Annotated in this window: 11 protein-coding genes; 7 read left to right on the forward strand and 4 right to left on the reverse strand. The window is 39.1% G+C overall.

All coding sequences use genetic code 11. From position 1 onward, the window contains the following. Positions 1 to 12: 12 nt before the first annotated feature. Positions 13 to 912, reverse strand: a complete 900-nt coding sequence (locus DBK98_RS05285; RefSeq protein WP_080714554.1) for an alpha-1,2-fucosyltransferase — start codon at positions 910 to 912, stop codon at positions 13 to 15. A gap of 226 nt (positions 913 to 1,138) precedes the next feature. Here DBK98_RS05285 and DBK98_RS05290 point away from each other — a divergent pair, with 226 nt between their 5' ends. Next, entirely contained in the window at positions 1,139 to 2,158 is a 1,020-nt protein-coding gene (locus DBK98_RS05290; RefSeq protein WP_005812245.1) for a glycosyl transferase family 90, read from the forward strand. Between the two features lie 17 nt (positions 2,159 to 2,175). Then, the gene (locus DBK98_RS05295; protein ID WP_032536482.1) at positions 2,176 to 3,090 is read left to right on the forward strand and encodes a glycosyltransferase family 8 protein; all 915 of its coding nucleotides are present in this window, start codon (positions 2,176 to 2,178) and stop codon (positions 3,088 to 3,090) included. Between the two features lie 21 nt (positions 3,091 to 3,111). Here the strand turns inward: DBK98_RS05295 and DBK98_RS05300 are convergent, their stop codons facing one another. Further along, a complete protein-coding gene (locus DBK98_RS05300) occupies positions 3,112 to 4,110 on the reverse strand; it encodes a glycosyltransferase (protein WP_085960014.1) in 999 nt (332 codons plus the stop codon). Positions 4,111 to 4,253: 143 nt separating this feature from the next. Between DBK98_RS05300 and DBK98_RS05305 the strand changes: the two genes are divergently transcribed. Further along, on the forward strand, positions 4,254 to 5,420 hold the full coding sequence (locus DBK98_RS05305; RefSeq protein ID WP_032536481.1) for a glycosyltransferase: 1,167 nt from the start codon (positions 4,254 to 4,256) through the stop codon (positions 5,418 to 5,420). Between the two features lie 38 nt (positions 5,421 to 5,458). Here the strand turns inward: DBK98_RS05305 and DBK98_RS05310 are convergent, their stop codons facing one another. After that, positions 5,459 to 6,457 (reverse strand): glycosyltransferase, encoded by a 999-nt coding sequence (locus DBK98_RS05310; RefSeq protein WP_005779398.1) that lies wholly within the window; start codon positions 6,455 to 6,457, stop codon positions 5,459 to 5,461. A gap of 226 nt (positions 6,458 to 6,683) precedes the next feature. Between DBK98_RS05310 and DBK98_RS05315 the strand changes: the two genes are divergently transcribed. Next, a complete protein-coding gene (locus DBK98_RS05315; RefSeq protein WP_032536480.1) occupies positions 6,684 to 8,519 on the forward strand; it encodes an ABC transporter ATP-binding protein in 1,836 nt (611 codons plus the stop codon). Positions 8,520 to 8,737: 218 nt separating this feature from the next. On the opposite strand, the gene DBK98_RS05320 is transcribed toward DBK98_RS05315, so the two are convergent. Continuing rightward, on the reverse strand, positions 8,738 to 9,373 hold the full coding sequence (locus DBK98_RS05320; RefSeq protein ID WP_032536479.1) for a viroplasmin family protein: 636 nt from the start codon (positions 9,371 to 9,373) through the stop codon (positions 8,738 to 8,740). A gap of 120 nt (positions 9,374 to 9,493) precedes the next feature. Between DBK98_RS05320 and DBK98_RS05325 the strand changes: the two genes are divergently transcribed. From DBK98_RS05325 to DBK98_RS05335, 3 genes are all read left to right on the forward strand, one after another. Continuing rightward, entirely contained in the window at positions 9,494 to 10,096 is a 603-nt protein-coding gene (locus DBK98_RS05325; protein ID WP_005779392.1) for a nitroreductase family protein, read from the forward strand. A gap of 599 nt (positions 10,097 to 10,695) precedes the next feature. Beyond that, positions 10,696 to 11,235: a shikimate kinase gene (locus DBK98_RS05330; RefSeq protein WP_005812227.1), complete on the forward strand. Its 540-nt coding sequence runs from the start codon at positions 10,696 to 10,698 to the stop codon at positions 11,233 to 11,235. A gap of 147 nt (positions 11,236 to 11,382) precedes the next feature. Beyond that, entirely contained in the window at positions 11,383 to 13,881 is a 2,499-nt protein-coding gene (locus tag DBK98_RS05335) for a tetratricopeptide repeat protein (RefSeq protein ID WP_032536478.1), read from the forward strand. The last annotated feature ends 2 nt before the right edge of the window (positions 13,882 to 13,883 follow it).

Raw genomic sequence — 13,883 nt, forward strand, 5'->3', positions numbered from 1 at the left:
TTATTATTGGGGTTATATATCTATCGAAATCCAGCTTTCCGGAAGTATGTGGGGTGTCTTCTTGACGTTTGACCAGCGTGAAGGTGCGATAACAGTTTTATCCTTATAGGCATTTAGCCATGCTCCCCACCAACTGAAACTGCTGTTGGCTATTATATTATGATGACACAGGCTCATCAACATCATGTCCTGCCAACTGTCAGGGCCCTTATTCCAGGATATATATTGATGGGGTAAATGATGTACCTTCAAATGTGCTTTCGTCCATTCCACATCATCAGAAAAGATATGGAAGAATGCTTTCGGTTCTTTTTTTAGTATGATTGAGATTGCCTTTTGATAGTATTCTTCTGTGCATATATTTCCATATTTTATTTTGTTTTTGGCTGATGTATAATCTCCTCTTCGGATATGAATTGATACGCTCGAACGTTGTTCTTTAATTATCTTTACCCATTCTTTTGTTCTGAAATTGGCATTTTCTGTGTTGAAAGAAAAAATATCTCTTATGGTATCTGAAGATTCTTTGAAGAAGAGTTCAGATTGAAAGAATCCTTTGTAATATACTAATGGCCATCTCTTGTGTTGTGTGTATTTATGAATGGATAATTCTTCTTCGGGTTTTTCTCGTATAATCGAAAAGAATGCATACACAATTACTCTTTTAAGCCATTTGTGGGCAGATATTGTTTGGGGACGGATCGAAAATACATCTTCCAATTCATATCCGTTATGTAATTTATATTTCTTCATTTCAGACATATCTATCCGAAGCTCCGGAAATATTGTTTTCATTTGTATATAGAAGGCGTAAATGAACATTTGATTCCCTAATCCGCCTGTCATTCGTACTAATTTCATCATTCTTTGATTTTGATATGTTTTTTTAAACGTACGTTTAAAAAACATCATATTTTAACCTGCCATTTATTTTTATATGTTGTGAAATATGGATTATATTGTATGAGGTGTAAAAGGCTTATTAAAGGTTTGTTTAATCTTTATCTCTGGTTTTCTTAATAAAAAACTGTAATTAGTTTTTTCAAGTAGAAAATAAGTCTTATTTTTGTTTCATTAAACGTACGTTTAATGAAACAAAAATGAAGCTGAAAGACGTTTAGCTTAACTGCTTAATGATATGAATGATAGTCTTTTATATAAACTTTCCAGTGGCAAGCCTCCTAAGTTTATTTATTTTATAAGTAATACTTTGAAGATGCTTATTCCGAATGCTTTTTATCGGTATAAGTTGAAAAGTACATTGGCTCAATTACAGTATCGTTCGGATAAAGACTATATCGAAGAGAGGGTGAATTATTATAATAAGCTGTCTTCTCCTTCTTCTTTGCCGGAAAAGTCTTTTATAAAGAATGAATTTCGGTATTTGATCTTTTTAGGAACTCTTGCGGACAATAAAAAATCTCTTTTTCATACCGCATATTTTTTTGATACCAGGGAATATACCCGTTGGTTTAAACAATCTCTTCGGTGGGGATATTGCCCGGGCGATGTATATTTCACTCCGGAATTCCCGTCTATTGTGAAAAGCCGTTTACTGACCGATTCCAATGATAACTCTGTTGTTATGAAACTGGATAAGTTCAGGCATTTTATGTTTGTAAATGATACAATGCCTTTTTCTTCTAAAAAGGATATGGTTATCTTCAGAGGGAAAATACGACGAAGCCGTACCCGTAAATTATTTTTAGAGATGTATATGGACCATCCGATGTGTGACTGTGGAGTCGTTGGTAAGGATGAGGGAGTACCGGACGCATGGATGACTCCTAAAAAAACGATTCGTCAGCATTTGGATTATAAGTTCATAATGGCATTGGAGGGGAATGATGTTGCATCAAATCTGAAATGGGTAATGTCTTCTAACTCGATAGCAGTGATGCCGCGTCCCACTTGCGAAACTTGGTTTATGGAAGGGAAATTGATTCCTAACTATCATTATATTGAGATTAAACCCGATTTTACGGATTTGGAGGAACGGTTGAAGTATTACATCGAACATCCGGAAGAGGCTCAACAAATCATAGAGCATGCTCATGAATATGTGGCTCAGTTCAGAAATCCTCGTCGTGAAAAGTTAATATCGCTGTTGGTTCTGGATAAATATTTTCGGATGACAGGTCAAAATATTGAAGATTGATAAAACTCTATTCTCCTATGATACATATAGCATGTAATATTGACTCTAATTTTACGGTACACTGTGCAGTAACTTTGGTTTCACTGTTCGAAAATAACCGTGAATCTGAGTTTTGTATCCATATTGTGGCCTCTACACTGCCTTCTAAAGATAAGGAAGTACTAAAAACAATTGCAGGTCGTTATGGTAATGAAGTACGCTTTTACTTTCCTCCGGAAGACTTGTTGCATAATTTTTCTATCAAGAAGTTTGGTAAGCGCATTTCTATGGCTACTTATTACCGTTGTATGTTCTCGGCCATTTTACCGGAAGAGGTGGATAAAGTGCTTTATCTGGATTGTGATATTGTTATTCTTGGAGATATATCAGAGTATTGGAATACAGATATGAGTAATTATTCGGTTGCTTGTGTCGAAGATATCGGCAGTAATGAAGATGAACGTTATGATATCTTGAAATATGATAAGTCATTCTCTTATTTTAATGCGGGAGTACTACTTATCAATTTGCGCTATTGGCGTGAGCATAAAATAGATGAACAATGTGAACAGTATTTTTTACGATATCCCGAGCGTATCCGCTTTAATGACCAGGATCTTTTGAATGCTGTTCTGCATGAATCTAAACTTTTTGTTCCCTTAAAATGGAATATGCAGGATGGTTTCTACCGTTATGGGGCGGATAAAGGAGTGAAAGATAAGAAGCAATTGCATCAACAATTGCTCCATCCTGTTATCCTGCATTATACTAATAAAAAACCCTGGAATTATGATAGCATGCATCCTTTGAAAGGAGAATACTTTAAGTATCTGGATATGACTCCCTGGAAAGGCAAACGACCTTTATCTACTTTTAAAGCTCGTTTATTCTGGTGGTTGAAGTTGCTTCCTTATGCAATGCGGTTCCGTAAGCCCAAGTATATGAAGCTGTAAATACATTGATCAAAGCATTTGCTATCTGTTGCGTCTTTTTTGTACAATTTTCCGGTATATAATCATTCCAATTGTATATAGTTTGAAATGATTATATATGCAGTATCGTCTGATCGCTTTTGATAATCCGATGTCTTTCAGACTGAGATAGTCATAATGGTGACAAATCTCCATTGTAGCCGCAATTATTTGGTCATTAAGGGGGGAAGGCCTCATGATGACAATATGATTGATTAAGTGGAATGCTTTTTTTAGTAGTTTTAATGGCTTTTCCGATACAGTTTGTTCCTGTTTGACAAATTGGTATTGATCATGCAGGATCTTAACTAACTGGAATTCTTCAATTGGATTGAAAGTTGTGTTTGTGAGGCTGTCGGTGCGAATTCTATAGTGATACTTAGGCGCTTGTATCAATACCGTTTTGTTAGCTCTATGAAATATCTTGTAACTGAGGGCTGCATCTTCGAAAAATTTTCCCATGGGAAAGCGGAGATTGTTGAATAATTCCCGTTTATATAACTTTTCCCAAACATAGTTTCGTATAATCTTATCCTTAATAAGAGCCATCATGGCATCTTTGTGATTAAATGTAATTATCTCTTTAGACTCAAATGCAGCTTTGATCTTTGTTCCATATTCTATATAGTGCGCACAGGCAGATATGTCTGCTTGGTACTTACTTAGAAGATTATAAAGTGTTTCGTACATATCATTTTCAATCCAATCATCACTATCCACGAAACCTATTAAATCACCGGATGCAATATCAAGGCCTGCATTACGAGCATCGCTTTGTCCTCCGTTTTTTTTGTGTATGACTTTGATTCTTGTATCCAATTTAGCAAATTTATCACAAATAGCAGGGGATTCATCTGTCGAGCCGTCATCAACGATGATCACTTCTAAGTGGGTATATGTCTGGTCTAAGACCGATTGAATGCATTGGCTTAAAAAGGGGGCTACATTATATACCGGAATAATAATACTTATTAATGGAGACTCATCGATTTTTTTCATCATTAAGTAGTTTATTTAGTTAAGTCTAGGATCATTTTTACATATATGGATGCAAATATAGTATAATAGTAGTATATATGTGCTCTTTTAACCTAAAAAATGTAAATACAATCCGTTTGTTGTCTTGGCTATACATACTTTTGTATATGATAAAGAGAAGAATTTTATTTTTTCATGGTGAGTTTCCTGCTGGAGGAGCTGAAAGAGTTACAATGGATATTGCCGATTTTGTAGCTCAATATGGCTATGAAACATATGTTATTACACATCAGATTAACAGTGGAAGTTATTCCAATATTAAGGTTATTGAGTTTCAAGGTGGAGGCGATGTTGACAGTCAGGAGAATGCTGACTTTATCATACATACTCTCAACTCGTTGAAAATTGATATCTTCATTCTGCCTATTTGTCTTTTAAGCAGATTGGATTTTATTAAAAGTAAAGTTGATAGTAAATTGATCTTTGCTTGTCACAGCACTCCTTTCTGGGAAATAACAGCCCGTCTACATAGGAGAAGGGGTAGAGCGCGTGGTTCTTTCTTTAAAATGTTGGAATGGGGGTTATTAACTTATCCAAAGATAGTATGGTTAAAGAAATATGACTCTTTTTTTATTAATCAATATAAGTTTGTTTATGATCAAGTTGATGCTTTTACTGTTTTGTGTGAGGAATATAAACAAATACTGCTTAATAAAATGGGAGTATCACTTGATGAGCAGAAAGTACATGTTATATATAATTCTGAGAGACAATGTCCGAATGTTAATTTGAATAAGAAAAAGCAGATTCTCTTTGTTGGGCGTATGAGTTATTATGATAAGCGGGTTGACCGTTTGTTGGATATTTGGGGAATGATATATAAAAAAGTACCGGATTGGGAATTGATTTTAGTAGGAGGTGGAAAAGAACTTCCTCTACTTCAAGCTAAAAGTCAAAAGATGAAACTTCAACGAATACGTTTTGCGGGACATAGCGATCATGTCGATGATTTCTATCGTGATGCTTCTGTATTATGTTTGACTTCAGCTTTTGAGGGATGGCCACTATGTTTGACGGAGGCTCAGGCGAATGGTGTCGTACCTGTAGCTTTTGATTGTGTAGCCGGGATACGCCAGATTTTGTCGCCTTCAGGCGTTAATGGGTGCCTTGTACCTTCTTTTAGTTTACATAAATATGCTGAGATGTTATTGTCTCTGTTGATGGATTCGGAAAAGTTACAAAAGATGCGGAATAACGTGATTTTGAAGTCAAAAGAGTACTCTCCTGAAATTGTCGGACAAAAATGGCTCGGTTTGTTCGAATCATTGTTATAATCTCTTTTGTATGAATACCTTTTTAGGAGAATATAAGTTTAAACTTTTCTCTTCTTGGGAATCAGTTTGCGATAAAGTGTCATTCCTATTTTATATATTCTGAAATGATGATAAATGAAATATCGTTTGATGGTTCTTGACACTCCGATATCTTGTGGTTTTAAATAATCATATTGGTGCATAATCTCTAATGTTTTGTCAATGACCTCATTGTTGAGTGTTGAGGAGGGTAGTATAATCGTGTGATTGATTAAGTGGATGCTTTTCTTTATAATCATTACAGGTTTGTCATTGATTAGTTGACGTTTTTTCATGAATTGATATTGTTCGTGTATGGCTTGCACATATTGTATTCCTTTGAGAGGGCTGAACGAAGAATTAGTAGTGCTTCCCCAACGAATTCTGTAGTGATATTTAGGTTTGTATTTTAATACAGTTTTGTTGGATCTATCAAATATCTTATAACTTAGGGATATGTCCTCAAAAACTTGTCCAATAGGGAAATATAATCCGGTAAATAGGTCACGTTTATATAATTTTTCTACGACATAATTTTTTATAATCTTATCTTCAAACAATGTTTTCATAACATCTGCATGGTTGAAAGTCATTATTTCCTCTTGCGATCTGTAGACAGTTGGTCTGCCATCCTCATATTCCAGATAATGTGTGCAGGCAGATATATCTGCTCCGTATTGACTGATTAGATTATAAAGTGTCTCATACATATCGTTATCAATCCAATCATCACTATCCACAAAACCGATATATTCTCCGGATGCTGTGTCTAAACCGATATTTCGGGCGTCACTTAACCCACCATTTTTTTTGTGTATCACTTTCACACGAGCGTCTAAGGCTGCAAAATGGTCACAAATAGCAGGTGAATGGTCTGTGGAACCATCATCTACAACAATAATCTCCAGGTTAGTATATGTCTGATCCAAAATTGATTGCAGGCATTGATGTAGATATGCCTCTACATTGTATACAGGCACAATAATGCTGATAAGGGGGAGTGTTCCCGATTTTTCCATTTTTATTTAGGTTTAGTAATATGCTATTGTCTTTGTACGTTGCAAAGATAACATATTGTTTTTGTTTTTCTGAATATATATTTGATAGCTTTATGGGATGCGTGGTTGTTTTTGCAGTATAAAAAGAGAGCATCTGCTTAATTCGCCACTGACTTTCTACTCTCTGAATAGTAACTTGCTGAATATTTTCTGTTATCTTTGCAACTTAATCATTTAATAGTAAGTAATGAAGGAATTTTTTCAACTTATGCGGCGTTTTGTACCGCCTTACAAGAAGTATGTAATATGGGCGTTGATACTGAATTTATTCTCGGCCATTCTGAATATATTTTCTTTTTCTTTGATAGCCCCCATTCTACAGATATTATTTAAGGTTGATAAAGATGTATATGAGTTTATCCCATGGGATACTGCTTCAATTAGTACAAAGGACCTTCTGATAAATAATTTCTATTATTATGTTTCAGATATGATCCAGATCAACGGCGCTTCTTTTACTCTGATGTTGTTAGGACTCTTTTTAGTGGTAATGACTTTCTTTAAAACATTCTGCTATTTCGCTTCGTCAGCCGTGATGATTCCTTTGCGTACCGGTGTGGTACGGGATATTCGAGTGATGGTCTATGATAAAGTGATTCGTTTGCCACTTGGATTCTTCTCGGAGGAGCGAAAAGGAGATATCATAGCCCGTATGAGCGGGGACGTGGGAGAAATAGAGAACTCGGTTACCAGTTCATTGGATATGTTGGTAAAGAATCCGATCTTGATAATCGCTTATTTTACTACGCTGCTTGTAATCAGTTGGCAACTAACCCTTTTCACTTTATTGGTTGTACCATTGATGGGGTGGGTGATGGGTACGGTAGGCAAAAAACTGAAACGTCAATCCCTTGAAGCTCAGGCAAAGTGGAGCGATACGATGTCGCAACTGGAAGAAACATTAGGAGGACTTCGTATCATTAAGGCTTTCATTGCTGAAAATAAGATGATGAATCGTTTCCTGAAATGCAGTAACGAGTTTCGGGAGGCAACCAATAAAGTGGCGACCCGTCAGGCATTAGCCCATCCGATGAGTGAGTTTTTAGGTACGACCATGATTGTAATTGTGCTTTGGTTTGGCGGTTCACTGATTTTGAGCAGTCATTCTTCTATTGATGCTTCTACTTTTATGGTATATCTGACCATCCTTTATAGCGTAATCAATCCTTTGAAGGAATTTTCAAAAGCCGGGTATAATATTCCTAAAGGTTTGGCTTCGATGGAGCGTGTGGATAAGATTCTGAAAGCGGAAAATAAGATTGTGGAGATTCCTGATCCGAAGCCGCTGGATGGGTTAAAAGAGAAAGTAGAATTTAGGGATATTTCTTTCAGCTATGATGGAAAGAAAGAAGTGCTTCAACATATTAACCTCACTGTACCTAAAGGTAAGACCGTTGCTTTGGTTGGACAGTCCGGTTCAGGGAAATCTACATTGGTAGATTTGTTGCCCCGTTATCACGATGTACAGGAAGGAGCGATTACTATTGACGGAGTCAGCATTAAAGACGTTCGCATCTCCGACTTGCGCAGCCTGATCGGGAATGTCAATCAGGAAGCCATCTTGTTTAACGATACTTTCTTTAATAATATAGCTTTTGGTGTAGAAAATGCTACAATGGAGCAAGTGATTGAGGCTGCTAAGATTGCCAATGCTCACGATTTTATCATGGAGAAAGAAGATGGCTATCATACGAATATAGGTGACCGGGGCAGTAAACTTTCCGGAGGCCAGCGTCAGCGTATCAGTATAGCACGGGCTATCTTGAAGAATCCTCCGATTTTGATTCTTGACGAGGCTACTTCTGCTTTAGACACTGAGTCGGAACGGTTGGTGCAGGAGGCATTGGAGCGTTTAATGAAAACACGTACTACCATTGCTATTGCCCACCGTCTCTCTACCATCAAGAACGCAGATGAAATATGTGTATTATATGAAGGAGAAATAGTAGAACGTGGAAAACACGAAGAATTATTGGCTAAGAACGGTTATTATAAACGCCTGAATGACATGCAGTCGCTGTAGGCATGGCAGAGAGATAGTGAACTCCCTCACTTTTTAATAATAACTTTTTTGCTAAGGCGGGTAGGGCAAGGTGGATTTGCCCTACCGGGGTTATAGGCTAATTCGATATCAGAAGAAAGAATCTTTGAGGCGGTTGAACGTTATCATGTTTGAAAGAAATTTTTTCGGTATATTCTTTTCGGGATTTATTTGTTATTGGGGGTGATACGATACAATCCTTATTTCCTTCCGAAGTCTGCCGGGATTTCTCCCCATTGCTTGGTTTCCCACTTCAATATTGGGGTGGAATATTTATTTTCTTTAAGCCATTTTTCTGCACGTTCTATCAATCCGAACAATTTTTCTGTTTCAGCGGTCCGGGGAAGTTTTGTCTTGCATTTTTTTTGTTTTACCCAGCTGATTGCATTTGCGCTATCGCTATAGATAGGCATGTCGAATCCTTTCTGTTTCAGTAAAGCGAGTCCATGTACCAATGCCAGAAATTCGCCAATATTGTTAGTCCCCTTCATCGGGCCGAAATGAAAAATCTCTTGTCGGCTTGCGACGTGAACGCCACGGTACTCCATAGGTCCAGGATTGCCACTGCATGCTGCGTCTACTGCAAGGCTGTTTTCAATGACCGCTGCCGGGAGTGTGTCTGGGGGGGTAGGGGAATCAGCTGTTTTCTTCTTAGCATTCTTGCCGATATAAGCATAAGGTGATGAAGCAAAAGCACGTTCTGCTTCCTCCCGGTTATCGAAAGATTTATATTTGGCACTATCATATCCTTTCACCTGCAGCTGACATTCGGTCCAGGATGTATAAATGCCGGGAGTTACTCCATTCCATACAACGTAATATTTTTGTTTGGCCATACTTGGTGTTTTCAGCTTATTGGGCAGTAAAGGTACGAATATATTCTATTACCGAACAACTTTCGTTTATAGGTTGTTTTAATTTCAAAGAACCAATGTAAAAAAGAAAGGAGTATTTTTATGAAAAAATCCTTCGAAGAGGCCCTCAAACATAGAAGGACCTATTATTCGATAACAAATCAGTCTCCGGTTTCTGATGAGGAGATAGAGCGGATTGTCAATCTTGCTGTAACACATGTGCCCTCTGCATTTAACTCTCAGTCCACTCGTGTAGTGCTGTTGTTGGGTGAGAATCACAAGAAACTATGGCATATTGTAAAAGAAACATTGCGAAAGATTGTTCCACCGGAAGTTTTTAAAACGACTGAAGCTAAAATTGATAATTCTTTTGCCAGTGGTTATGGAACTGTTTTATTCTTTGAAGACCAGTCGGTTGTGAAGGGGCTCCAGAATGCTTTCAGTAGTTATAAAGATAATTTTCCGGGGTGGTCGTTGCAAACATCTGCGATGCATCAGTTGGCGGTTTGGACAATGTTGGAAGATGCCGGTTTCGGAGCTTCCCTGCAACATTATAATCCACTAATTGACGAAGAAGTGCGTCATACCTGGCACCTACCGGAAGAGTGGCACTTGATTGCCGAAATGCCGTTTGGACTTCCTGTGCAAGGACCGGGTGATAAGGATTTTAAAGATCTGGATTCCAGAGTGAAGGTCTTTAAATAAGGTATATTCATTTAACCGGAAGGATTAATATCGTTTTATCTTTGGTAAGAACTTACTGAGTAGCGTTACATGGCTTTGTCTGCAATGTGTTATGATTAAGTTTGTTATGAAGAAGATCAGTGTCCTTATTCCGGCCCGGGTAGCTGTGCCCATGGGCCCGCATACCCGGGCTCATGGGCACAGGTATGCGGGCTCATGGGCCTGCGCACCCGGGCTGGGATAAAGAAAGAAGCATAAACAGAAAAGGTATTAAGGAAAATAAAATGGTATAATAGGCGAACATAGATAAGGAACTAATGGTATGCTATTGGGAATCAGTGGTGTATTCCGAGTTTTACCTAAAAAAAGAGGGTGGAAGATGGAAGATAGAGGTGGAAGATAAATGCTTTGAAAATGCGATCTTCCACCTCTTTAATTTATTGATAACCATCTGCTAATGTTCCGAAAGGTGGAAGATGGAAGATCGAAATGCATTTCTTGTATGAGGGGTACGTATAGGATTGTCTTTATTTTCATGCTTGCATGCGAAAAGTTACCATCCGGGTTATTGGTTGTTCTATTAATAAATATCTATCTTTGCACCAAAATGCCGTTTGCTTATGATTCGTATATTTCTGACCGGCTATATGGGGGCCGGGAAAACTACGTTAGGAAAAGCTCTCGCACGAGAACTACATGTCCCATTTATCGATCTGGATTGGTATATTGAAGAACGTTTTCACAAGGCGGTCGGAGAATTATTTACCGAGCGGGGAGAGTCCGGCTTTAGGGAACTTGAAAAGAGCATGTTACATGAGGTTGGTGAATTTGAAGATGTGGTAATCTCTACAGGGGGAGGAGCGCCTTGCTTTTTCGACAACATGGAGTATATGAACCGGGTTGGTACTACTGTTTTTTTGGATGTAGACCCCAAAGTGCTGTTTCGTCGGTTACGGGTTGCCAAGCAGCAGCGCCCCATACTGCAAGGAAAGGAAGATGACGAACTGTTTGATTTTATAATACAGGCGCTTGAAAAACGTTCATCTTTTTATCGTCAGGCTAAATATATTTTCTGTGCTGACGAATTGGAGGATCGCAAGCAGATTGAAACTTCCGTGGAACAATTGCGCAAACTTCTGGATTTGCACATAGTAAGCTAAACTCTAAGAAAACTTATTTTCTGATTCGGCAATCATTCTTTTTCTTCTCTATTTTTTGTTCAGTCGACCAATATTACTATCTTGCAGTCGCTGTGAGGTTTTGTGCCTTCCGGTATCTTACAACCCAAATAAAACGATCAGACAATTATGGAAACTTTAAAAGAGAAATTCGAAGCCTTATCCCGTCAAGTCCGGGCATCCGGGAAACCTGCCGCCGCATGGTTCCCTCAGTTTACACCTGCTACATTGCTGAATGCCGAAAACTGGTGGGAAGCACTTGCTGTATGTGAGTACGCATTGGATACACAGGAAGATGAAACGCTTACAGCTGACTTTTTTGAGCTGATATTCAGTGCATACGATTGTAATGTAGAGGTGGATCTTAATGAAGAAGAGTATGCTTATTGGTGGGAGAAGGTGATAAGTATATGCGATCGTGTAGCTGTATTTAACGGTGCCGGTTGGTCGCAGAAAGGTGCGCAATATTCAGAAGCCCGTTATGGGACACGTGATCTCAGTCTCTTATTTCCTTATTATGAGAAGGCGGCAGCTATGGGAAGTCCGGAAGCTGAGGCAACCGTTGCCTATTGGCGTTATATGGGCTTCTATTGTGAACAGGATAAAGCGGAAGGAGAGCGCCGCTTTGAGGCTCTGTCTTCACCCGAGGCTGTGTTATGGGGAAAATACTACCGGGCCTATGCCGAACAACACACCGGTAGTAAAGAGAAAGCTTTGCTTATGCGGAAAGAACTGCTTGGTGAACTCCCTGAAGGACACCGTCTGCGTGCTCATGTTTATGCCGCTATGGGCGATGCACTGGACGTAGAAGAAGGAAGTGTGGCCGAAGAGGCAGCATGCTATGAGAAGTCTCTTGAACTTGTTCCTAATTTATATTCTCTCAAGAATCTGGCTACGCTCTATTTCCGTTATCCGGAACTTGGTAAAAAGAAAGAGTTGGCGTTTGAGTTATGGGAGAAAGCCTGGCATGCCGGTGTATGGTCTGCAGCCAATTTCCTGGGGTATAATTATCAGGAAGAAGAGTGGCTTGACATGCCTAAAGCCATTGAATGGTTGGAGAAGGGAATGCTTTACTGCGAATCGTATTGCGCCTATGAATTAGCTTTGATTTACCTTTATAATGATGAGTATAAAAATGTAGAACGTGGTTTGATGTGCCTGCAGCGTTGCATTGACGATAATTATGTAGAGGCTTTTGAGACTCTTGCTAATATTTACTTTAACGGTGAATTGGTGGAAGAAGATATCCAACGTGCACGGCAGTTGCTGGAGAAAGCTATTGAATTGGGGTCCGGTAATGCGGCCTACCGTATCGGTTGGATGTATGAACGCGGATTACTTTCCGAAGATCCGGATTACCTGAAAGCCATGGAGTATTATGAGAAGGCGGCATCTATGAATAATGCTGACGGATACTCCCGGGCGGCTCTTTATCTGGCTAACGGATACGCCGGTGTTACGGATCCTGAAAAGTCAAAAGCCTATTATGAAAAGGCTGCCGGGTTAGGTTCATGCTTTGCATTGGTAGAGTTAGGATTCTTATATGAAAATGGAGATGTGGTAGAACAGAATTATGGGAAAGCTTTCGAATTGTTTCAGAAAGCCGCTGAGGAGGAGTACCCTTATGCGATGTATCGTGTAGGTCTTTATTTGGACAGAGGAATCATCGGTGAACCACAACCCGTAGAGGCATTCGCTTGGTATGAAAAGGCGGCCGGAAGGGGAGACGGAGATGCAATCTTTGCTCTCGGACGTTGCTATAAGAATGGGATTGGTACGGAAGAGAATCCGGATAAGGCTCTCGAATGGTTTGCTAAAGGGGCAGATAACAACGAACCGCGTTGCCTTACGGAGTTAGGACTGGCTTATGAATATGGCAGTGGGGTAGAAGAGAACCCGCATCAGGCAGTTGAATATATGACCAAAGCGGCCGAACAAGATTATGGCTACGCTCAGTTTAAGATGGGAGATTACTATTTCTTTGGTTATGGCGCTTGTCCGGAAGATAATAAACAGGCTGTGGAGTGGTATGAGAAGGCGGTCGCCAATGATATTCCCTTAGCTATGCTGCGCATGGGTGAGTATTATCTCTATGACTATGACAAACTGAATGAATCGGAGAAGGCTTTCAACTACTTTAAAAAAGCTGCTGAGTCAGAATGTTATAACGAAGGGCTGGGAATCTGCTACGAGATGGGAATCGGGGTGGAGGACAATGAAACCGAGGCGTTTAAATATTACACGTTAGCTGCGGACAGTGGAAATGTCATGAGTATGTACCGCACCGGATTGTGTTATTACAATGGAGTCGGTGTAAAACAGAATTATGCAGAAGCCTACCGTTGGTTTAATGATGCTGCCGGAAATGAGAATGTGGCTTCTTACTATTATTTAGGCAAAATGCTGATGTACGGTGAAGGTTGTGTGCCCGATGCGGAAACAGGTATTCAATGGCTGATGAAGGCTGCAGAGCATAACAGTGATAAAGCACAGTTCGAATTGGGTAATGCTTATCTGATGGGAAACGGAGTAGAGGAAAATGATGAGATTGCCATGGAGTGGTTTGAGAAGGCTGCTGAGAATGGAAATGAGAAAGCCTTGAAGATTACAGGAAGAAGACAACGCTAAAG

It is taken from the genome of Bacteroides sp. PHL 2737, assembly GCF_004115325.2.
Taxonomy (GTDB): Bacteria; Bacteroidota; Bacteroidia; order Bacteroidales; family Bacteroidaceae; genus Bacteroides; species Bacteroides hominis.